At 72.2% G+C, this 20,445-nt stretch carries 16 protein-coding genes; 6 read left to right on the top strand and 10 right to left on the bottom strand.

Annotated elements, in window-relative coordinates; all coding sequences use genetic code 11:
* Positions 1–18 precede the first annotated feature (18 nt).
* Genes murD through rsmH form a run of 7 tightly spaced genes read right to left on the bottom strand, consistent with a single transcriptional unit; the run spans position 19 to position 8,980 of the window.
* Positions 19–1,458 carry a UDP-N-acetylmuramoyl-L-alanine--D-glutamate ligase gene (murD, locus tag ABD346_RS05390; RefSeq protein WP_344372125.1) on the bottom strand — a complete coding sequence of 480 codons (1,440 nt, stop codon included), beginning with the start codon at positions 1,456–1,458 and terminating at the stop codon, positions 19–21.
* Positions 1,440–2,510, bottom strand: a complete 1,071-nt coding sequence (gene mraY / locus ABD346_RS05385) for a phospho-N-acetylmuramoyl-pentapeptide-transferase (RefSeq protein WP_053727773.1) — start codon at positions 2,508–2,510, stop codon at positions 1,440–1,442. Before mraY ends, murD begins: the two co-directional genes overlap by 19 nt.
* A complete protein-coding gene (locus ABD346_RS05380; RefSeq protein WP_344372121.1) occupies positions 2,507–3,913 on the bottom strand; it encodes a UDP-N-acetylmuramoyl-tripeptide--D-alanyl-D-alanine ligase in 1,407 nt (468 codons plus the stop codon). The genes mraY and ABD346_RS05380 overlap by 4 nt, the downstream gene beginning before the upstream one ends.
* Positions 3,914–3,917: 4 nt before the next feature.
* Positions 3,918–5,585: a UDP-N-acetylmuramoyl-L-alanyl-D-glutamate--2,6-diaminopimelate ligase gene (locus ABD346_RS05375; RefSeq protein WP_381227392.1), complete on the bottom strand. Its 1,668-nt coding sequence runs from the start codon at positions 5,583–5,585 to the stop codon at positions 3,918–3,920.
* A 14-nt stretch (positions 5,586–5,599) separates the two neighbouring features.
* Positions 5,600–7,516 carry a peptidoglycan D,D-transpeptidase FtsI family protein gene (locus tag ABD346_RS05370; RefSeq protein ID WP_344372118.1) on the bottom strand — a complete coding sequence of 639 codons (1,917 nt, stop codon included), beginning with the start codon at positions 7,514–7,516 and terminating at the stop codon, positions 5,600–5,602.
* A 4-nt stretch (positions 7,517–7,520) separates the two neighbouring features.
* Positions 7,521–8,033, bottom strand: a complete 513-nt coding sequence (ftsL, locus tag ABD346_RS05365; protein WP_344372115.1) for a cell division protein FtsL — start codon at positions 8,031–8,033, stop codon at positions 7,521–7,523.
* Positions 8,030–8,980, bottom strand: a complete 951-nt coding sequence (rsmH, locus tag ABD346_RS05360; RefSeq protein WP_344372112.1) for a 16S rRNA (cytosine(1402)-N(4))-methyltransferase RsmH — start codon at positions 8,978–8,980, stop codon at positions 8,030–8,032. Before rsmH ends, ftsL begins: the two co-directional genes overlap by 4 nt.
* 421 nt (positions 8,981–9,401) lie before the next feature.
* Between rsmH and ABD346_RS05355 the strand changes: the two genes are divergently transcribed.
* The 4 genes from ABD346_RS05355 to ABD346_RS05340 all read left to right on the top strand — a co-directional run bounded on the left by ABD346_RS05355 (position 9,402) and on the right by ABD346_RS05340 (position 14,979).
* Positions 9,402–9,968 carry a beta-class carbonic anhydrase gene (locus ABD346_RS05355; RefSeq protein WP_344372109.1) on the top strand — a complete coding sequence of 189 codons (567 nt, stop codon included), beginning with the start codon at positions 9,402–9,404 and terminating at the stop codon, positions 9,966–9,968.
* A 201-nt stretch (positions 9,969–10,169) separates the two neighbouring features.
* Positions 10,170–11,180 (top strand): AAA family ATPase, encoded by a 1,011-nt coding sequence (locus ABD346_RS05350; RefSeq protein ID WP_344372106.1) that lies wholly within the window; start codon positions 10,170–10,172, stop codon positions 11,178–11,180.
* On the top strand, positions 11,180–12,547 hold the full coding sequence (locus tag ABD346_RS05345; protein WP_344372103.1) for a DUF58 domain-containing protein: 1,368 nt from the start codon (positions 11,180–11,182) through the stop codon (positions 12,545–12,547). Before ABD346_RS05350 ends, ABD346_RS05345 begins: the two co-directional genes overlap by 1 nt.
* On the top strand, positions 12,544–14,979 hold the full coding sequence (locus ABD346_RS05340; protein ID WP_344372100.1) for a transglutaminase TgpA family protein: 2,436 nt from the start codon (positions 12,544–12,546) through the stop codon (positions 14,977–14,979). The genes ABD346_RS05345 and ABD346_RS05340 overlap by 4 nt, the downstream gene beginning before the upstream one ends.
* A gap of 281 nt (positions 14,980–15,260) precedes the next feature.
* Here ABD346_RS05340 and ABD346_RS05335 read toward each other — a convergent pair whose 3' ends face one another.
* The 3 genes from ABD346_RS05335 to ABD346_RS05325 form a co-directional block, all read right to left on the bottom strand.
* Complete coding sequence (locus tag ABD346_RS05335; RefSeq protein WP_053727764.1) at positions 15,261–15,650, bottom strand: DUF3040 domain-containing protein; 390 nt, start codon at positions 15,648–15,650, stop codon at positions 15,261–15,263.
* Positions 15,651–15,926: 276 nt separating this feature from the next.
* Entirely contained in the window at positions 15,927–16,685 is a 759-nt protein-coding gene (locus ABD346_RS05330) for a class I SAM-dependent methyltransferase (RefSeq protein ID WP_344372096.1), read from the bottom strand.
* Positions 16,686–16,854: 169 nt separating this feature from the next.
* Positions 16,855–17,400 carry an SAV_6107 family HEPN domain-containing protein gene (locus tag ABD346_RS05325; RefSeq protein ID WP_344372093.1) on the bottom strand — a complete coding sequence of 182 codons (546 nt, stop codon included), beginning with the start codon at positions 17,398–17,400 and terminating at the stop codon, positions 16,855–16,857.
* Positions 17,401–17,602: 202 nt separating this feature from the next.
* On the opposite strand from ABD346_RS05325, the gene ABD346_RS05320 reads away from it, so the two are divergent.
* Both ABD346_RS05320 and ABD346_RS05315 read left to right on the top strand, forming a co-directional pair.
* Positions 17,603–18,382, top strand: coding sequence for an ATP-binding cassette domain-containing protein (locus ABD346_RS05320; RefSeq protein ID WP_344372091.1), 780 nt, complete (start codon positions 17,603–17,605; stop codon positions 18,380–18,382).
* Positions 18,354–20,438: a YhgE/Pip family protein gene (locus ABD346_RS05315; RefSeq protein WP_344372090.1), complete on the top strand. Its 2,085-nt coding sequence runs from the start codon at positions 18,354–18,356 to the stop codon at positions 20,436–20,438. Before ABD346_RS05320 ends, ABD346_RS05315 begins: the two co-directional genes overlap by 29 nt.
* The last annotated feature ends 7 nt before the right edge of the window (positions 20,439–20,445 follow it).

The raw sequence follows: 20,445 nt of genomic DNA, 5'->3' as shown, positions 1-20,445 counted from the left end.
GTGGAACGGGTGGTCCGGCTAGGCGTGCCCTGCGGCGAGTTCGCGGACCGCTTCCGCGAAGGCCTCGCCGCGCTTGTTGTAGTTCGCGAACATGTCCATCGAGGCGCAGGCCGGGGCCAACAGGACGGTGTCCCCCGGCCGGGCGAGCCCGGCCGCCTCGCGGACCGCCGCCGACATCGCCCCAGTGTCGGTCCGGTCGAGGTCCACCACCGGGACCTCGGGCGCGTGTCGCGCCAGGGCTTCGGCGATCAGGTGGCGCTCGGCACCCATCAGGACGACTCCGCGCAGCCGCTTCGCCGACCGCTGGACGAGCTCGTCGAAGGAGGCACCCTTGGCAAGGCCCCCGGCGATCCAGACGATCGGGTCGTACGCCGCCAAGGAGGCCTCGGCGGCATGGGTGTTCGTGGCCTTGGAGTCGTCGATGTACGCCACCGACGCGATGTCCGCGATGTGCTCGATGCGGTGCGCGTCGGGGCGGAAGGCCTTCAGGCCGTCGCGTACGGCCTTGGGCTCGACGCCGAAGGCGCGCGCCAGGGCGGCCGCAGCGAGGGCGTTGGCGATGTTGTGCGGGGCCGGCGGGAAGACGTCGGAGACCTCGGCGAGCTCCTGGGCGTTCTTCTGGCGGTTCTGCACGAAGGCCCGGTCGACGAGGATGCCGTCGACCACGCCGAGCTGGGAGGGCCCGGGTGTGGCGAGGGTGAAGCCGATCGCCCGGCAGCCCTCCTCCACGTCGGCCTCGCGCACCAGGTCCTCGGTGGCCTTGTCCTGCGCGTTGTAGACACAGGCGATGGTGTTGCCCTCGTAGATGCGGCCCTTGTCGGCGGCGTACGCCTCCATCGAGCCGTGCCAGTCGAGGTGGTCCGGCGCCAGGTTGAGGACGGCGGCCGAGTGGGCGCGCAGCGAGGGCGCCCAGTGCAGCTGGTAGCTGGAGAGCTCGACGGCCAGCACGTCGTACTGCTCCTCGCCGAGCACCACGTCGAGCAGCGAGACGCCGATGTTGCCGACGGCGGCGGTCCGCAGGCCCGCCGCGCTCAGGATGGAGGCCAGCATCTGGGTGGTGGTGGTCTTGCCGTTGGTGCCGGTGATCGCGAGCCAGGGGGCCGGCGTGCGGCCGTCCAGGTCGCGCAGGCGCCAGGCCAGTTCCACGTCGCCCCAGACCGGCACGCCCGCCTCGGCGGCGGCCGCGAACAGCGGCTTGTCGGGCCGCCAGCCGGGGGTGGTGACGATGAGCTCGGTGCCCTCGGGCAGGGTGGCCCCGTCGCCGAGGCGCACGGTGATGCCCTGTGCCTCCAGCTCCGCGGCCTGCGTGCGGGAGCGCTCGTCGGCGCCCTCGTTGACGACCGTGACGGCGGCGCCGAGCCCGTTGAGGACCCGGGCCACCGGCATCCCGGAGACGCCGAGACCGGCCACCGTCACGCGCTTGCCCTGCCAGGTGGTGCTCACTTGTCGGCTGCCCATCCCGCGTAGAAGAGTCCCAGGCCCACGATGACGCACATGCCCTGGATGATCCAGAACCGGACCACGACAAGGACTTCGGACCACCCCTTGAGTTCGAAGTGGTGCTGGAGCGGCGCCATCCTGAAGACCCGCTTGCCGGTCATCTTGAACGAGCCGACCTGGATGACCACGGACATCGTGATCAGTACGAACAGGCCGCCGAGGAGGGCGATCAGGAACTCCGTACGGGAGCAGATCGCGAGGCCGGCGAGCGCGCCGCCGAGCGCGAGCGAACCGGTGTCACCCATGAAGATCTTGGCGGGCGAGGTGTTCCACCACAGGAAGCCGAAGCAGGAGCCCATCAGGGCCGAGGCGACGACGGCGAGGTCGAGCGGATCTCGCACCTCGAAGCAGGCGTTGGGGTTGGTCAGGGTCTGCGCGTTGGCGCAGGACTCCTGGAACTGCCACAGGCCGATGAAGGTGTACGCGCCGAAGACCATCACGGAGGCGCCGGTGGCCAGGCCGTCCAGACCGTCCGTCAGGTTCACGCCGTTCGACATCGCGAGGATCATGAACAGCGCCCAGACCACGAAGATCACGGGGCCGATCGACCAGCCGAAGTCGTTGATGAACGACAGCCTGGTGGAGGCCGGGGTGTTGCCCCGGGCGTCCGCGAACTGGAGGGCGAGCACCGCGAAGGCGATGCCGACGATCAGCTGTCCGGCCATCTTGGCCTTGGCCCGCAGGCCCAGCGAACGCTGCTTGACGATCTTGATGTAGTCGTCGAGGAAGCCGACCATGCCCATACCGGCGGTCAGGAAGAGCACCAGCAGGCCCGAGAACGTCGGGTCCTCGCTGGTGATCACCTTGGTCAGCGCGTACGCGATCAGCGTGGCCAGGATGAAGGCGATGCCACCCATGGTGGGTGTGCCCTTCTTCCCGGCGTGGCCGCGCGGGCCGTCGTCACGGATGAACTGGCCGTAGCCCTTGCGGGCGAGCAGCTTGATGAGCAGCGGGGTGCCGACCAGGGTCAGGAACAGACCGATGGCTCCCGCGAAGAGGATCTGCCTCATCGGGCGGCGACCTCACCCTCGACGGCGTTGTCGAGCAGCGCCAGTGCCACCCGCTCCAGGCCGATCGACCTGGATGCCTTCACCAGCACGACGTCTCCCGGCCGCAGTTCACTGCGCAGCAGGTCGACGGCCGCCTGTGCGTCGGACACGTGCACCGACTCCTCACCCCACGAACCCTCGTTATATGCGCCCAGTTGCAGCCAGGACGCTTCCCGGCCCCCGACTGCCACGAGCTTGCTGACGTTGAGCCGGACGGCGAGCCGTCCGACCGCGTCGTGCTCGGCGAGCGAGTCGTCGCCGAGCTCGGCCATCGGACCGAGCACCGCCCACGTGCGGCGCCCGTTGCCCATGGCCGCGAGCGCGCGAAGAGCGGCTCGCATGGATTCGGGGTTCGCGTTGTAGGCGTCGTTGACGACCGTCACACCGTCCGGACGCTCGGTGACCTCCATACGCCAGCGGGAGAGGGTGCCCGCCTCGGAGAGCGCGCGGGCGATCTCGTCTGCGGACATGCCCAGCTCATGGGCGACGGCGGCCGCGGCGAGCGCGTTCGACACGTGGTGCTCACCGTACAGGCGCAACGTCACATCGCTGCACCCGGAGGGTGTGTGAAGGCTGAAGGAGGGCTGTCCGGCCGCTGTGAGCCGGACATTCTCGGCACGTACGTCCGCGTCCTTGGCCTCGCCGAAGAGCAGCACGCGCGCCTTCGTGCGGGACGCCATGGCCCGTACCAGGGGGTCGTCCGCGTTGAGGACGGCGCAGCCGTCCTCGGGCAGGCCCTCCACCAACTCCCCCTTGGCCAGGGCGATCTGGTCCCGGCCGCCGAACTCGCCGATGTGGGCGGTCCCGACGTTGAGGACGAGACCGATCCTGGGCGGGGTCAGGCCGGTGAGGTAGCGGATGTGTCCGATGCCGCGCGCGCCCATCTCCAGGACCAGGTGTCTGGTGTCCGCGGAGGCGGTGAGCGCGGTCAGCGGCAGGCCGATCTCGTTGTTGAGGGAGCCCGGTGTGAAGACCGTCGGCGCGTGGCGCTGGAGCACCTGCGCGATCAGGTCCTTGGTGGACGTCTTGCCCGACGAGCCGGTGAGGGCGACGACTTCGGTGCCCAGGCGGCGTACGACGTCGCGGGCGAGAGCGCCCAGGGCGGCCTGTACGTCGTCGACGACGATCGCGGGCACGCCGACCGGGCGGGCCGCCAGGACCGCCGCGCAGCCCGCCTCGAAGGCGCGCCGCGCGTAGTCGTGGCCGTCGACGCGTTCGCCGGCGAAGGCCACGAAGAGCGAACCGGCCGCCACCTGGCGGGAGTCGATGACGACGGGGCCGGTGACCGTGACGGACGGATCCGGTATGTCGTGCGGCTGCCCGCCGACGATTTCGGCGATCTCGGCGAGGGAGAGGGCGATCACTACTTCATCCCTGACTTTTCTGGATGGCGGCGCGGAGCACCAGTCGGTCGTCGAAGGGGCGGACCACTCCGTGGATGTCCTGGCCCTGTTCATGGCCCTTGCCCGCCACCAGCACGGTGTCGCCGGGTTCGGCACGGGCGACGGCCGACGCGATGGCGGCGGCACGGTCCTCGAAGACCTGGACCTCGCCGCGCTCGTGCTCGGGCACCTCGGCGGCGCCCGCCAGCATCGCGGCGAGGATCGCGAGGGGGTCCTCGGAGCGCGGGTTGTCGGAGGTCAGCACGGCGGTGTCGGCGAGCCGGGCAGCGGCGGCCCCCATCGGGGCGCGCTTGGTCCTGTCGCGGTCGCCGCCGCAGCCGAGCACGATGTGCAGCCTGCCCTCGGTGACCTTGCGCAGCGAGCGCAGCACCGACTCGACGGCGTCCGTCTTGTGGGCGTAGTCGACGACGGCGAGGTAGGGCTGGCCCGCGTCCACGCGCTCCAGGCGGCCGGGCACGCCGGGTACGGCGGCCACTCCGTCGGCGGCGGTCTGCGGGTCGAGGCCGGCGACAGCCAGCGTCACGATGGCGGCGAGGGTGTTCGCCACGTTGAACGGGCCCGGCAGCGGGGCGGTGGCCGAGATCCGCTCGCCCTTGGGGCCGACGACGGTGAAGGTGCTGCTGTCCTGGCGCACCAGGACGTCCTCGGCCCGCCAGTCGGCGTCGGGGTGGCCCTCGGCGGAGAAGGTGGTGATCTCGATCCCCGCCTCCGTCACGAGGCGCCGGCCGTACTCGTCGTCGAAGTTGACGACGCCGCGCCGGGCCCGCTCGGGGGTGAACAGCTGGGCCTTGGCCTGGAAGTAGTCCTCCATGCCGGAGTGGAACTCCATGTGCTCCGGGCTGAGGTTGTTGAAGACGGCGACGTCGAAGACGCAGCCGTCGACCCGGCCGAGCACGAGGGCGTGGCTGGAGACCTCCATGGCGACCGAGTCGACGCCGCGCTCGCGCATGACCGCGAACAGCGCCTGGAGGTCGGTGGCCTCGGGGGTGGTGCGCTCCGACTTGATGCGCTCGTCGCCGATCCGCATCTCGACCGTGCCGATCAGGCCGGTCGCGTGCCCGGCGCCGCGCAGGCCGCCCTCGACGAGGTAGGCGGTCGTGGTCTTGCCGGAGGTCCCGGTGATGCCGAGTTGGAGGAGCTCGCGCCCGGGGTGTCCGTAGATCTCGGCGGCGAGCTCGCCCATCCGGCCGCGCGGGTCCCCCGCGACCAGGACCGGCAGGCCGGTCGCGGCGGCGCGGTCGCGGCCCGCCGGGTCGGTGAGGATCGCGACGGCTCCGAGGCTCGCGGCCTGCGCGGCGAAGTCGGCGCCGTGCGCGTTGGCGCCCGGCAGAGCGGCGTACAGGTCTCCGGGGCGTACCGCCCGGGAGTCGTGCGTGATGCCGGTGACCTCTCCCGGTCCGGGGTTACTCGTCCCCAGTCGCTCGGCCAGCTCGCCGAGCGGGGTCGGACGGGCCTGTTCCGGTCGGGGCGCTCCCGGCTGTTTCGCGGGGGCGTCCTGCTGGGCGGTTCGGTACTGATCAGCGTGTGGCACGGCGGTGAGCGTACCGGGCGCACCCGCCGGGTCGCCAAAAGAGGGGGGCACGGCGTCCTGGGTCCCGTCCTGGTTCCCAGGGCCCTGGGTGATGGTTGTCACTGAGGCTTCCGGATTCAGTCGTTGCCGCCGAAGGTGACGGGCAGGTTGGGAGGCTGGGCTCCGGTCGGCGGGACCTGGAGGGTCTTGAGCGCGAACTCCATGACCTGCTTGTAGATGGGGCCGCAGATCTGACCGCCGAAGTAGCTGCCCCTGGTGGGGTTCTGGATGGCGCAGTAGACGGTGATCTTGGGGTTGTCGGCGGGGGCGAAGCCGGCGAAGGACGCGGTGTAGCCCCGGTAGGTGCCGGTCTTGGGATCGATGCGGTTGGCGGTGCCGGTCTTGCCCGCGACCCGGTAGCCGGGGATGGCGGCCTTGGTTCCGGTGCCCTCGGCGTCGCCGACGACCGACTCCAGCATCTGGGCCAGCGTCTTGGCGGTCTTCTCGCTGATCACCCGGGACTGCCTGGGGGCGGGAGCGGGGGTGAACCGCCCGTCGGGGCCCTTGGTGCCGCGCACCAGGGTCGGCTCGACGCGTACGCCGCCGTTGGCGATGGTCGAGTACACCGAGGCGGCCTGCATCGCGTTGAGCGAGAGGCCCTGGCCGAACCGGACCGTGTACTGCTGCGAGGTCGACCACTTGCTCGCCGGGGCGAGGATGCCCGGGGTCTCCCCGGGGAAGTTGAGCCCGCTGGGCGAGCCGAGGCCGAACTTGCGCAGGTAGGAGTACAGGACGTTGTCGGCCTGGGCGTCGGTCTTGCCCAGCTGCTCGACGGCGAGGATGGTGCCGATGTTGCTGGACTTGGCGAGTACGCCGTTGAGTGTCAGGTTCCAGGTGGGGTGGTCGATGTCGTCCTTGAAGAGGCGGTCGCCGCGCTGGAGCCGGTTGGGCACCACCACATGGGTCGCGGGCGTCGCGACGCCCTGCTCAAGAACCGCCGCCATGGACATGACCTTGGCGGTAGAACCGGGCTCGAAGGCGTCCTGGAGCGCGGCGTTGCCCATGGCGGCCGAGTTGGCCTGGGCGAGGTCGTTCGGGTCGAAGCCGGGCGCGTTCGCCATGGCCAGGACCTCGCCGGTGTCGGACCGTTGCACTATGACGTAGCCGCGGTCGGCGCCGGACGTGGCGACCTGGTCGGAGATCGCCTTCTGTGCCATCCACTGGATGTCCCGGTCGATGGTCAGCTCGACGTCGGAGCCGGGCACGGCCGGGGTCTCGTGGGTGCCGGCGGTCGGCACCCGGCGGCCGCCGGACTGGGCGTAGGTGATCTTGCCGTCGGTGCCGGCCAGCTCCTTGTTCAGGGACGACTCCAGGCCGCCGCCGCCCTTGCCGTCAGCGTTGACGTAACCCAGTATCCCGGCGGCGAGGTCGCCGTTGGGGTACACGCGCTTGGTGCTGGACTCGTTGAGGACGCCGGCCAGCACATTGGCGCCGGGGCCGCCCTTGGCGCGGTCGGCGGACGCCTTCTCGCCGAGGACCTTCTTCAGGTCCTTGATCTGGTTCCAGACCTGCGGGGTCTGCCGGCGGGCGAGCACCACATAGCGGGTCTTGGGCGTCTTGAGCTTCTTGGTGAGCTCCGAGCGGCCCTTGCCGATCAGCGGCGCGAGCAGCGCGGCCGCCTGCGCGGCGGCGTCGGGGATCTTGGTGGCCTCGGGGGTGAACAGCGTGGGGTCGGCGGTGATGTCGTACGCGTCGACGCTGGTGGCGAGCGCGATACCGGCCCGGTCGGTGATCCGGCCGCGCTCGGCGGGCAGCGCGTAGCTGGCGTACCGGTTCTTGTCGGCCTTGGCCGCGTACGCGCTGGCGTCGATGGCCTGCACCTGGAGGAGGCGTACGACGAAGGCCAGCATGACCAGGGTGAGTCCGAGGCTGACCAGGCGAAGCCGGGGCCGGTGGCTGCCGAGCCTGAGCTTCTTGGCCGCCGGGCGCCGGGCCGGCGGACGGGAGCGCGCGGGCGGGGGGACCCGGCGGCGCGGGGGTTCCTTGGGGCTCACTGCGTCACCTGCCGGGGGCCGTGGTCGGGGAGGTCTTCGCGGGCTGCCGGGGCCGGGGGGCCGGGGTGTGGTGCTTGGGGCGTGCGGAGTCGGGGTTCTGCGCCACGGGCAGCGGCGCGGGCTCGGCGGCCTCGGCCGGGGAGGGGTCGCCCGCATTGGCGAGGGCGCCCTTGACGGTGCCGTCGGGGCCCAGGAAGACGGGGCTGCCGCCGGGGATCATGCCGAGGTCGGCGGCCCGGCGGGACAGCGCGTCGGGTGCGGACAGGTCGTCCACGTCCCGTTGCAGCGCCTGCTGTTCGTCGGTGCGTTCGGTCGTTTGCCTGCGGTACTCGCTGAGCTTGAACGAGCCCGCGTTCAGCGCCGAGTTCAGCACCAGGAGGGCGATGAGTCCGCCGCCGAGGAGCGTGACGACCAGGAACACGAACGGGGTGCGGGCGGCACTGTTGGCCCCCTGCGAAGGCATCAGCCTGCCGAGCCGCGCGGCCGTGCCGCGCAGCTGCCTGGCCGGTTTGCTCACACGTCCTCCCTGATCCGCTGGACCCCCCGGAGCCGGGCGGGGGCCGCGCGCCGGTTCTCGGCGACCTCCTCCTCCGTGGGGAGTTCGGCACCGCGGGTGAGGAGCTTGAGCCGCGGCTGGTAACGCTCGGGCACCACCGGAAGCCCGGGCGGCGCGGTGTTGGCGGCGCCGGCCGCGAACACCTGCTTGACGATGCGGTCCTCGAGGGACTGGTAGGAGAGCACCGCGACCCGGCCGCCCACCGCGATGGCATCGACGGCCGCGGGGATCGCCCGCTCGACGCTGGCGAGTTCGCCGTTGACCTCGATGCGCAGCGCCTGGAAGGTGCGCTTGGAGGGGTTGCCGCCGGTGCGCTTGGCGGCCTGCGGCAGCGAGTCGCGGATCAGCTCGACGAGCCGGGCGCTGTTGCTGAACGGCTCCTTCTCGCGCTCGCGGACGATCGCCGAGACGATCCGCTTGGCCTGCTTCTCCTCGCCGTACGCCCGCAGGATCCGTACGAGTTCGCCGGCCGGGTAGGTGTTGAGCACCTCGGCGGCGCTCATGCCGGTCGACTGGTCCATGCGCATGTCCAGGGGCGCGTCCTGAGCGTAGGCGAAGCCGCGGTCGGCCTCGTCGAGCTGCATGGAGGAGACGCCGAGGTCGAACAGGACGCCCTGGACGCGGGGGGTGCCCAGACGTTCGAGGACCTCGGGCAGCTCGTCGTAGACGGCGTGCACCAGGGTGGCGCGCTCTCCGAAGGGAGCCAGTCGCTCGCCGGACAGGCGCAGCGCCTCCTTGTCCCGGTCGAGGGCGATGAGGCGCGCCTCGGGGAACTGGGTCAGGAGTGCCTCGCTGTGGCCGCCGAGGCCGAGGGTGCAGTCGACGACGACCGCACCCGGCTGGGTCAGGGCCGGGGCCAACATGTCCAAGCATCGCTGGAGCATCACCGGGACGTGTCGCTGGCTCAAAGCCGCCCTCTCAAGGATCCGGCGCAGCGTCGCGCATACGTGCCGGATCCCCGCTCCCCCGAGGTGAAGGGGACGAACTGCTGGCGCCGGGGAAGGGGCGTCAGCCGACCGGTGGGCGGGAGGAGGCCGAGCCGTACGTGCGCCGCGCACGCGGGTAAACGTAGGTCCGGGAAGGAGTGCTTCCCGGAAGCTTGGGATTCCGTAAAGGGGGAGACCGTGTGTCACGGCTCCCACTTCGCGCCACTTTAGTCCACTCGTTCTTCGGGTCAATCAACCCTTCAGCGCGCCGCCGAGCACTTTTTTCACTCGTTCGGGTGAGCGGCCGCGGGGCCTGTGGGTTACCTCACAGACGCCCGAGTTGACGGTCTTTTTCCGCCCCCATGACAAGACTGGACGATCAGTGGCGGCTACCGTCATATGCATGTCGACTCCTGCGCACATACCCGCAGAGCCTCCTGCCCGCCGTTCGCACCTGACCGTCCAGAGCGGAGGGACGGTGACCGACCGGCTCGTCGAGGCGAACCGCCGGTACGCCGCCGCGTTCGACGACCCCGGCATGGATGCCCGCCCCGTCCTTCACGTCGCCGTCGTGGCCTGCATGGATGCCCGGCTCGACCTGCACGCGGCGCTCGGTCTCCAACTCGGCGACTGCCACACCATCCGCAACGCGGGCGGTGTGGTCACCGATGACGTGATCCGCTCCCTCACCATCAGCCAGCGGGCGCTCGGCACGACGAGCATCATGCTGGTCCACCACACCGGCTGCGGCATGGAAACCCTCACCGAGGACTTCCGGCACGCGCTCGAGGACGAGGTGGGCCAGCGCCCGGCCTGGGCCGTCGAAGCGTTCCGCGACGCCGACCAGGACGTACGCCAGTCCATGCAGCGGGTGCGGACCTCGCCGTTCCTGCCGCACACCGAGGACGTGCGCGGCTTCGTCTTCGATGTGACGACGGGGCTGCTGCGGGAAATCGATCCGGCCGGCTGAGGATCACAGGAACGGAAATAGGGGGACAACTCACAATCAATCCCCCGCAGTTGTCCACAGGCGAGTGACACGACGCGGCAACGGCAACAAGAATGCGGAAGTGACACCGGTCCGAACCGTTCGGCCGCGCTGTCCGTATTCCGGGGTGGGCCGGGCCGTTCGCAGTGCATCGGCCCGTATGAAAGGGCCGAGGAGGGCCGGGTGACGACCTATGACGATCGAGCGAGCCTCACAGATCTGACCGCCACAGCGGAGCGAGTCCGCAGGTCGGTGGAGAGTGTGATCGAGGGCAAGCCCGAGGTCGTACGGCTTTCGCTGACCGTACTGCTCGCCGAGGGGCACCTCCTGATCGAGGACGTGCCCGGCGTGGGCAAGACCATGCTGGCCAAGACGCTGGCCAGGTCGATCGACTGCTCGGTCCGGCGCATTCAGTTCACGCCCGACCTGCTGCCCTCGGACATCACGGGCGTGTCGATCTACGACCAGCAGCGGCGGGACTTCGAGTTCAAGCCCGGCGCGATCTTCGCCCAGATCGTGATCGGCGACGAGATCAACCGCGCCTCGCCCAAGACGCAGTCCGCGCTCCTGGAGTCCATGGAGGAGCGGCAGGTCACCATCGACGGGCAGACCTACGAACTGCCCAGCCCCTTCATGGTCGTGGCCACCCAGAACCCGGTCGAGATGGAGGGCACCTACCCGCTGCCCGAGGCCCAGCGCGACCGGTTCATGGTCCGCGTCTCGATGGGGTACCCGACGCCCGAGGCCGAGCTCCAGATGCTCGACGTGCACGGCGCGGTCTCCCCGCTCGACGACCTCCAGCCGGTGGCGCACGCCCACGACATCGCCAAGCTGATCGACGCGGTCCGCAAGGTGCACGTGGCGGACTCGGTACGGCGGTACGCGGTGCAGCTGGTCGGCGCGACCCGCAACCACCCGGATCTCAGACTCGGCGCCTCGCCGCGCGCCACGCTCCATCTGCTGCGCGCGGCGAAGGCGTCCGCCGCCCTCAGCGGCCGGGAGTACGCGCTCCCCGACGACGTGCAGGCCCTGGCCGTCGCCGTCCTCGCGCACCGGCTGCTGCCCACCGCACAGGCCCAGCTCAACCGGCGCACCGCCGAGCAGGTCGTCCTGGAGATCCTCCAGCACACGCCCGTTCCGCAGGCCGGGAATCCGCTGTACGGCCAGCAGCCGCCCGGCGCCCGGCGGCTGTGATGGCGGCCGGGGGGCTCCCCGCCGAGTCCGCCGAGGATCAGGCCAAGGGCGGGCTGTGGGCCGCCTTCGCCGGCCTGACCACCCGTGGCCGTTCCTTCCTCGCGGCCGGCATCGCCGCCGCGATCTGCGCCTTCGTGCTCGGCCAGGAGGACCTGCTGCGGGTCGGGCTGCTGCTCGCCGTGCTGCCGCTGGTCTGCACGGTCGTGCTCTACCGCACCCGCTACCGCGTCGCGGGCAGCCGGGGCCTCGCCCCCGGCAGGGTCCCGGCCGGCGCCGAGGCCCGGGTCCAGCTGCGCATCGACAACGTCTCGCGGCTGCCCACCGGCCTGCTCATGCTCCAGGACCGGGTGCCGTACGTGCTCGGCCCGCGCCCCCGCTTCGTACTGGACCGGGTCGAGGCGGGCGGCAAGCGCGAGGTGTCCTACCGGGTGCGCTCCGACCTGCGCGGGCGCTATCCGCTCGGCCCGTTGCAGCTGCGGCTCACCGACCCCTTCGGGATGTGCGAGCTGACCCGCGCGTTCAGCGCGTACGACACGCTGACCGTGATCCCCCGGACCGAGCCGCTGCCGCCGGTGCGGCTGTCCGGCGAGGCCGCCGGGTACGGCGACGGGCGGCACCGCTCGCTCGCGCTCGCCGGTGAGGACGACGTCATTCCGCGCGAATACCGGCACGGCGACGACCTGCGCCGGGTGCACTGGCGCTCCACCGCCCGCTACGGCGAGCTGATGGTGCGCCGCGAGGAGCAGCCGCAGCGGGCCCGCTGCACGGTGCTGCTGGACACCCGCGACATCGCGTACGCGGGCGCGGGCCCCGACTCGGCCTTCGAATGGGCGGTCGCGGGCGCGGCCTCCGCCCTGGTGCACATGCTGGAACGGGGCTTCTCCGTACGGCTTCTGACCGACACCGGCAGTTCGGTGCCCGGCGAGGGCGCGGGCGGGTTCGCCGGCTCCACCCAGGACTCCTCGGACTCGGCCGGGCTGATGATGGACACCCTCGCGGTCGTCGACCACTCCGACGGCGGCGGCCTCTCGCGCGCGTACGACGTGCTGCGCGGCGGCAACGAAGGGCTGCTCGTCGGGTTCTTCGGCGACCTCGACGAGGAGCAGGCGGCGGTCGCGGCGAAGATGCGGCGGCGCAGCGGCGCGGCGGTCGCCTTCGTGCTCGACAGCGGTCTGTGGATGCACGGCTCCGAGGCGCGCGGCCCGGTCGAGGAGCGGCTGCGGCTGCTGCGCGAGGCGGGCTGGACGGCGCTCGCGGTGCGTCCGGGCGCGGCCCTGCCGGAGCTGTGGCGGCTGGCGGGCCAGGAACGTACGAACGCGGGAGCGGCGCCCGGCGGCGCGGCCGGCACGGCAGGGGGATGGTCATGAGCGGGCGCGGACGGCTGGCGCTGTGCGCCTACGCGGCCACGGTGATGGCGGCGTGCTCGATGCTGCCGCTGGTCGACCCGGCGAGCTGGATCCTCCAGGCCGCGTTCCTGCTCGCGATCCTGAGCGGGGTCGGCGCGCTGGCCCGGCGGGTTCCGCTGGCCCGGCCGCTGACCGTGCTCGCCCAGGCCGTGGTGGCACTGTTGATGGTGACGCTGGTGTTCGCGCGCCAGCAGGCGATCGGCGGGCTGCTGCCCGGGCCCGAGGCCTTCGAGCAGCTCAACTCCCTTCTCCAGCAAGGCACTTCAGACGTCGGGCAGTACGCGATTCCGGCGCCGGCCACCCCGGGGATCCGGCTGATGATGGTCGGCGGGGTGCTGATCATCGGCCTCGCGGTGGACGCGCTCGCGGTGACGTTCCGCAGCGCGGCCCCGGCGGGCCTGCCGCTGCTCGCGCTGTACTCGGTGGCCGCGGGGCTGTCCGGGGGCGGCGCGAGCTGGCTCTGGTTCGTGCTCGCGGCCGCCGGCTATCTGCTGCTTCTGCTCGCCGAGGGCCGCGACCGGCTCTCGCAGTGGGGGCGGGTCTTCGGCGGCGCCGCGCGGGCGCCCGGCCGGCCTCAGCAGAGCGTGTTCGAGAACAACGCGCCGCTGGCCCCGGTCCGTACCGGGCGGCGCATCGGGGTGCTCGCGCTCGGCATCGCGCTGGTGATCCCGGCGATGCTGCCCGCGCTGGACAGCGGGCTGCTCGGCGGGGCCGGCGGCGGTGGCGGCGGGGACGGAGCCGGCGGGACCATCTCCGCGGTCAACCCGCTGGTGTCGCTGCAGAACAGCCTGAACCAGCCCGAGGACCGCGAGGTGATGCGGTACAACACCAACGCCCCGGACACCAAGGAGATGTATCTGCGGATCGTCGCGCTCGACGAGTTCGACGGGGCGTCCTGGAAGTCCTCGGAGCGGCACATCAAGGACGTGCCCGATCCGCTGCCGAAGCCCGACGGGCTGAGCACGGCGGTCGCGACCACCGAGGTGCAGACCAGCGTCTCGGCGGCCGGCTGGTACGCGCAGAGCTGGCTTCCAATGCCGTTCCCCGCGACCCAGGTGAAGATCAAGGGCGACTGGCGGTTCGAGCCGGTCGGGCGGACCCTGGTGGGCGACCGCAAGCAGACGACCCGGGGCGCGCAGTACACGGTCTCCAGCCTCCTGGTACGGCCGACGGCGGCCCAGCTGGCGGATGCCCCGCGTCCGTCCGCGGACCTTCTGAAGGAGTACACCCGGGTCCCCGACTCGCTGCCTTCCGTGGTGAGCGCGACGGCAAGGCAGGTCACCAGCGGCGCCGCGAACGACTACGAGAAGGCCGTCAAGCTCCAGGACTGGTTCTCCACCAGCGGCGGCTTCACGTACAACACGCATGTCGAGTCGGGCAGCGGCACCGAGGCGATCGCGGGCTTCCTCAAGGAAAAGGAGGGCTTCTGCGTCCACTTCTCCTTCTCGATGGCCGCGATGGCCCGCACGCTGGGCATCCCGGCCCGGGTCGCGGTCGGCTTCACGCCCGGCGCGGCGCGCCCGGACGGCACGATGTCGGTGGGCCTGCGCGACGCGCACGCCTGGCCCGAGCTGTACTTCGAGGGCGTGGGCTGGACCCGTTTCGAGCCGACGCCGACGCGGGGTTCCGTCCCCGACTACACCCGCCGGCAGGCCCCGGCGGGCAGCCCGAGCAGCCCTGCCGAACCGTCCACGCGTAGCTCGGCGCAGCCCTCGGCGGCGCCCTCCGCCACGGATTCCTGCCCGCCCAGCGCACGGCGCCTGGGCGACTGCGGCCCCTCGGCCGCGGCGGGCGTCGCGGGCCCGACGGACAGCGGTCCCCCGGCCTCGGCCCTGGTCGGTACGGCCCTGGGAGTGGCCGCGCTGCTGGTCCTCCCGCTGCTGCCCCTGCTGTGGCGCAGGCGGGTCCGGGCCCGGCGGCTCGGCTCGGGCGGGCGCACCCCGGCCGACGCGGTGGCCCGTACGCTCGCGGCCTGGCAGGAGATCACCGACACGGCCTGGGACTACGGCATCGCGCCCGACGACTCCCAGACGCCCCGCAAGGCGGCGGCGCGGGTGGTCCGCCTGGGCCGCCTCGACGGCCCGGCGGCCGAGTCCGTCCACCGGGCGGCGGGCGCGGTGGAACAGGTCCTGTACGCCCCGGAGCCCCGGCCGGCCCCGGGCCTGGCGGACGACGTGACCCGGGTGGCAGCCGGCCTGCGAGCAGCCGCGGGCCGCTGGCCGTCCCTGCGGGCAATTCTCGCCCCGCGCTCAGCCGTCAGGGTGATCTGGTCGGTGTCGCAGCGCTGGGAACGGGCGAGGACGGGGGTGGCGCTGCGCACGCGAGGCCTGGCCGAGCGCCTACGCCCCCGCCGCGGCAAGGAAGCCCCGCCGGAACCCGCGTCCGGCACCTGAACATCCCCCCGGGGCTCCGCCCCGGACCCCCTGTTCGTCTGCGGACGGTGCTGGGCGGTCGCGCGGTTCCCCGCGCCCCCAGCAGGATCGATCCCGGCCACGCCCGAGCGTCTCCAGCCCCTCCGGCGTTTGAGGAACGGGGGTTCGGGGCAGGGCCCCCGACGGTTCGGGGACGCCAGGCCACCCCGGCCGGCACCGGAACAAGCGGGCCCGGCGGACGCCGAAGGGCGGCCACCTCAAGAAGGTGACCGCCCCTCGGTACGGGTCAGAACGGGGCGGGGCTAGCGCCCCTCGTCGCGACGCCGCTGCCAGCGCTGCTCGATCCGGTCCATCATCGAGCGCCGCTGCCGGGCCTGCCGCGGCGCGGCGGAACCGCCCGCACGCGCCTGTTCACCGGGACGCGGCGCCTTGCGCCAGCCGGTGACCGCGAGCACCGCACATCCGAGCATGACGAGGAATCCCACCACACTGATCCAGATCTGCTGCGCGACCATTCCTGCCATGAGGAGCGCGATACCCACCAGGAAGCCGGCGACCGCCTGGTAGACCCGTCGCCGGGTGTACGTACGCAGCCCGCTTCCCTCAAGCGCTGTCGCGAACTTGGGATCTTCGGCGTACAGCGCTCGCTCCATCTGCTCGAGCATGCGCTGCTCGTGCTCCGAGAGCGGCACGGAGTCCTCCTACTCGTCGGTCGCGGGGGGCGACCGGATGCGGCCCCTTCAGGATAGGCAGGGAATCGCCCCCGTGAAACCCGCCCTCTACGCCAATTCGCCAGCCGGGCCGCCACGGCGGCTCGGCTGTGGAGATTCAATTCCCCATGAGCCGATCCGTCATGCCGGACGGTGTCCCCCGATCATACGGGGCGAAGCCGCCGATCGGGGGGCCTGTGGCGTACTCCATGCGGCACAGCGTCGCTGATCAGCCCGCCGGGGACGGCCGCAGCGGGGTCAGCCGCGCTTCTCGCCCAGTACGTGCAGCTGGGTGGCGACGGCGTGGAAGGCGGGCAGTTCGGCGGCCGCGGCCTCCAGCTTGAGGAGCGCGTCCAGGGCTCCGGGCTCGGTGTCCACCAGGACGCCGGGGACGAGGTCGGCAAAGACCCGCACACCGTGCACCGACCCGGCGGTGGCCCCGGCGCCGCCGACGAGCTCGGTGAGCTGCTCGGCGGTGAAGCGGTGCGGGACCGGGTCGCCCGCGCCCCAGCGGCCCGCCGGGTCGGAAAGCGCGTGGCGGGCCTCGGTGAAGTGTCCGGCGAGCGCGCGCGAGAGCACCGCGCCGCCGAGACCCGCGGCGAGCAGGCTGAGCGCGCCTTCGGGACGCAGCGCGTCCACCGCGTTGCGCACGCCTTCCGCCGGGTCCTCGACGTACTCCAGGACGCCGTGGCACAACACCGCGTCGTAGCCGCCGCGTTCGACCACGTCGAAGAGGCCGAGGACATCTCCCTGGACACCCTGGACCCGCTCGGCGACCCCGGCCTCGGCGGCCCTGCGCTCAAGCGCGAACAGCGCGTTGGGGCTGGGGTCGACCACGGTGACCCGGTGTCCGAGGGCGGCCAGCGGCACCGCGAAGTTGCCGGAGCCGCCACCGGTGTCGAGCACGTCGAGGGCCTCGCGCCCGGTCGCCTTGACCCGGCGGTCGAGCGCTTCCTTGAGGACCTCCCAGACCACGGCGGTACGGAGGGAGGCGCGGGGGCGCATGGGGTCCGACACGGCAGTTGACTCCTCGGCGCGGTGCCGCCGCGGACGCGGCGTGGGAAGGGGTTGCGACGCGTCCACCCTAATGGGAGGTGAAGCGGCGTCCCGTCATCCCCGGTGCCTGCCCGAGCCGCTCCGGATCAGCCGCAGGCCGCTGCCGCCGGGCCGGACCGGACGGGCGCCGTCAGCCGGCTCCGCGTTCCCCCTCCGCCTCCGGCTCGCGGCTCCTCGGCTGCGGCAGCACGGGCTGGAGGACCAGGAGGCGCTCGACCAGGCGCAGGAACATCGCCGCGTCGCGGAGCAGGTCGTCGGCGTCCCGGGTGGTGGCCGCGCCCTGGATGCCGGCCTCGGCGCGGGCCCGCCGGTCCGCCCCCGAGGCGAACAGGGCGCTCCACTCGGTCAGTTCGGGCGCTATCTCCGGCAGCACTTCCCAGGCGCTGCGGATCCGCTGCCTGCGGCGCGGGTTGGTCTCGGGCCGGCCGCGCGCGGCGAGGACGGCGGCCGCGGTGCGCAGGGCGGCCAGATGGGCCGTCGCGTACCGCTCGTTGGGGGCGTCGAGGACGGCCGCCTCGTCCAGGCCGCCGCGGGCCTGGGCGAGCAGGTCGAGCGCGGCGGGTGGCGCACCGGCCCGGCGCAGCACGGGGTGGACGTCGTTGGGGGCGCCGTTCAGTGAGGGGGCAGGGCTGCTGGCGCGGCGCCGGGGTGCGGCTGCCGCGTGGGAGCTGGCCATGACGAACCTCCTGTCGTCGTGTGACGGCACTGTGGCCGTATGTGTCCATCGTGAGGCCCACCACTGACAATCGGCCCGAATCGCCCGCCGACCTGCGGCTTTGCCTCGCATACCGGTTCGGGCTATCTTTTGTACTGACCAGTCAGTTCAAAAGAAGGGGGCCGGAGTTCCGGCCCGGGGGACGCGCAGAGCAGGGGGGAATGTGGACAGCCCGCACTCGGAAGTGACCGGCGCGGCGATCCGTGCCGAGGGCTTCGGGCTTAAGGGGCCGCGCGGCTGGGCCTTCAGGGGGGTCGGCATCGACGCGGCCCCCGGCTCGCTCGTCGCGGTCGCGGGGCCCTCCGGTTCCGGCCGGACCTGCCTGCTGCTCGCCCTCACCGGCCGGATGAAGCCGGCCGAGGGCCGGGCGCGGGTGGCCGGCCATCAGCTGCCGCGCAACATGGCCGCCGTGCGGCGGATCAGCGCGCTCGGCCACGTGCCGGGCGTCAGCGAGCTCGACCCGGCGTTCACCGTCGCCGAGCACCTGCGCGAGCGCGTGATGCTGCAGCGCCGCTACGACGGTTCGGTGCGGGCGCTGCTGCGCTCCCCCGCCCGGCGCCGGGCGGAGTCCCGCGCCCGGATCGACGAGGCGCTGGCCGCGGCGGGGCTCGACCTCGCCTCGCTGCCCAAGCGCGACCACACCTCCGTACGCGATCTCGAACGGCTGGAGGCGCTGCGGCTCACGGTCGCGCTCGCGCTGATCCAGCGGCCCCGGCTGCTCGCGGTCGACGACACCGACCTCAAGCTGTCGGACGCCGAACGGGCCACCGCCTGGGCGCTGCTCCGCTCGGTCGCGGACGCCGGCACCACCGTGCTCGCGGTGTGCAGCGAGGCGCCCGCCGAGGCCGACATCACCGTAGTGACGACAGAAGTGGGCGCCGAGGACGGGGCCACGAGCGAGGAGGGGGCGGCGGATGCGTTCGCCACGACTGGCAGCGCTTGAGCTGAAGCGGTTCGGCAGGGGGAAGCTTCCGCGGGCCGCCCTGGTCGCGCTGCTCCTGCTGCCGCTGCTCTACGGCGCGCTGTACCTGTGCTCGTTCTGGGACCCCTACAGCCGGCTCGACCGGATTCCGGTGGCGCTCGTCAACGACGACGAGGGGGCCGACGCCGCAGGGCAGAAGCTCCATGTGGGCGACGACCTCAGCAAGAAGCTGCTCGACAGCAAGACCTTCGAGTGGCACGAGGTCAGCGGCGCCGAGGCGCGCAAGGGCCTGGAGAAGGGCACGTACTACCTGTCGCTGACGATGCCCGCCGACTTCAGCAAGAGGATCGCGTCCAGCTCGGGGGACGTCCCCGAGACGGGTGCGCTCCAGGTGCGGACCAACGACGCGAACAACTACATCGTGGGGTCGATCTCCAAGACGGTGTTCTCCGAGGTGCGCGCCGCCGCCTCCAGCAAGGCCTCGCGGTCCTTCCTCGACAAGATCTTCATCTCGTTCGGGGATCTCCACGACGCCACCGAGAAGGCCGCCAAGGGCGCGGGCGACCTCAAGGACGGGCTCGGCAAGGCCAAGGACGGCTCCAAGGCACTGGCCGACGGGCTCGACGACGCCAAGGACGGCAGCGGCAAGCTGGCCGGCGGCATCACGAAGCTCGACACGGCCGCGGGCACCCTGGCCGCCGGCGCCCAGAAGGTCGCCGACGGCACTCAGCGGATCGCGGACGAAGCCAATGGGGCGGCCGGCCAGGCGCGGCCGCACCTCAAGGACAACGGGAAGACCGTAGGGGACTCCGCCAAGCTCCTCGCCGACTCGATCCAGCCCGTACGGGACAACCTCAAGAAGATCGTCGAACTCGCCCCCGGGGCGGCGGCCGGCACCCGCAAGGCCTCCGAGGACGTCAACAAGCTCTACCAGCAGCTCTGTGTGGACAAGCCCGCCGACGGCCAGGTCTGCCCAAAGCTGAACGAGGCCAAGAAGGCGATGGCGACCGGCGCGACCCTCACCGCGGACGTCAACGAGCTCGTCAAGGACCAGGGCGGTGATTTCAAGAAGCTCGGCAAGGACCTCGAAGACCTCCAGACCAAGGCCAGGGACCTGGCCGCGAAGGCGCCGCAGCTCTCCACCGACCTGGAGACGAAGATCGCCGACATCAACAAGCTCAACAAGGGCGCGCACGACGTCGCCAAGGGCGCGGCCGGCATCCACGCCGGTCTGGGCAGCGCCAAGACGGGCTCCACCGACCTCGACTCGGGCGTCGGCAAGCTGAAGAAGGGCGCGGGCGACCTGGACGGCGGGATCGTGAAGCTCTCCGACGGCTCCGTCCAGCTGTCGACCGGCCTGCACGACGGCGTCGGCAAGATCCCCGACTACGACAAGCAGCAGCGCGACCAGCGCACCGACGTGATGGCCGACCCGGTCAAGCTGGCCTCGCAGGCGATGCACAAGGCGCCCAACTACGGCACCGGGTTCGCCCCGTACTTCATCCCGCTCTCCCTGTGGGTGGGCGCGATGGTCGCGTACATGCTGATCCAGCCGCTCAACCGGCGCGCCCTGGCCGCCGGGGCCTCGGCCTGGCGGATCGCGTTCGCGGGCTGGCTGCCGGTGGCGGCCGTCGGGGTGCTCCAGATCGCCGCGCTGATGTCGGTGCTGCACTTCGGGCTCGGCCTCGAAATGCAGCGGACCGCGGGGACGCTGGGCTATCTGGCGCTGACCTCCTGCTGCTTCGCGGCCATCGTGCAGTGGCTGAACGCCAAGTTCGGGGCAGCCGGGCGCATCCTGGTGCTCGCCGTCCTCATGCTCCAGCTGACCTCGGCGGGCGGCACCTACCCCGTCCAGACGAGCCCGGCGTTCTTCAACGCCATCCACCCCTACCTGCCCATGAGTTACGTCGTGGACGGGCTGCGCAGGCTGATCACCGGCGGCGACCTGGGCGTGGTGTGGCAGGGCTGTGCGGTCCTGGCGGCCTTCACCGTGGGCGCCCTCGCGCTGACGGCGCTGTCCGCCCGGCAGAAGCAGGTGTGGTCGCTCGACCGGCTGCACCCCGAGCTGAGCCTGTGAGAATCGA

The organism is Streptomyces mauvecolor (assembly GCF_039532965.1).
Taxonomy (GTDB): domain Bacteria; phylum Actinomycetota; class Actinomycetes; order Streptomycetales; family Streptomycetaceae; genus Streptomyces; species Streptomyces violascens.
Note: the sequence above shows the minus strand (reverse complement) of the source record. Positions and strands in the feature narration are given on the sequence as shown.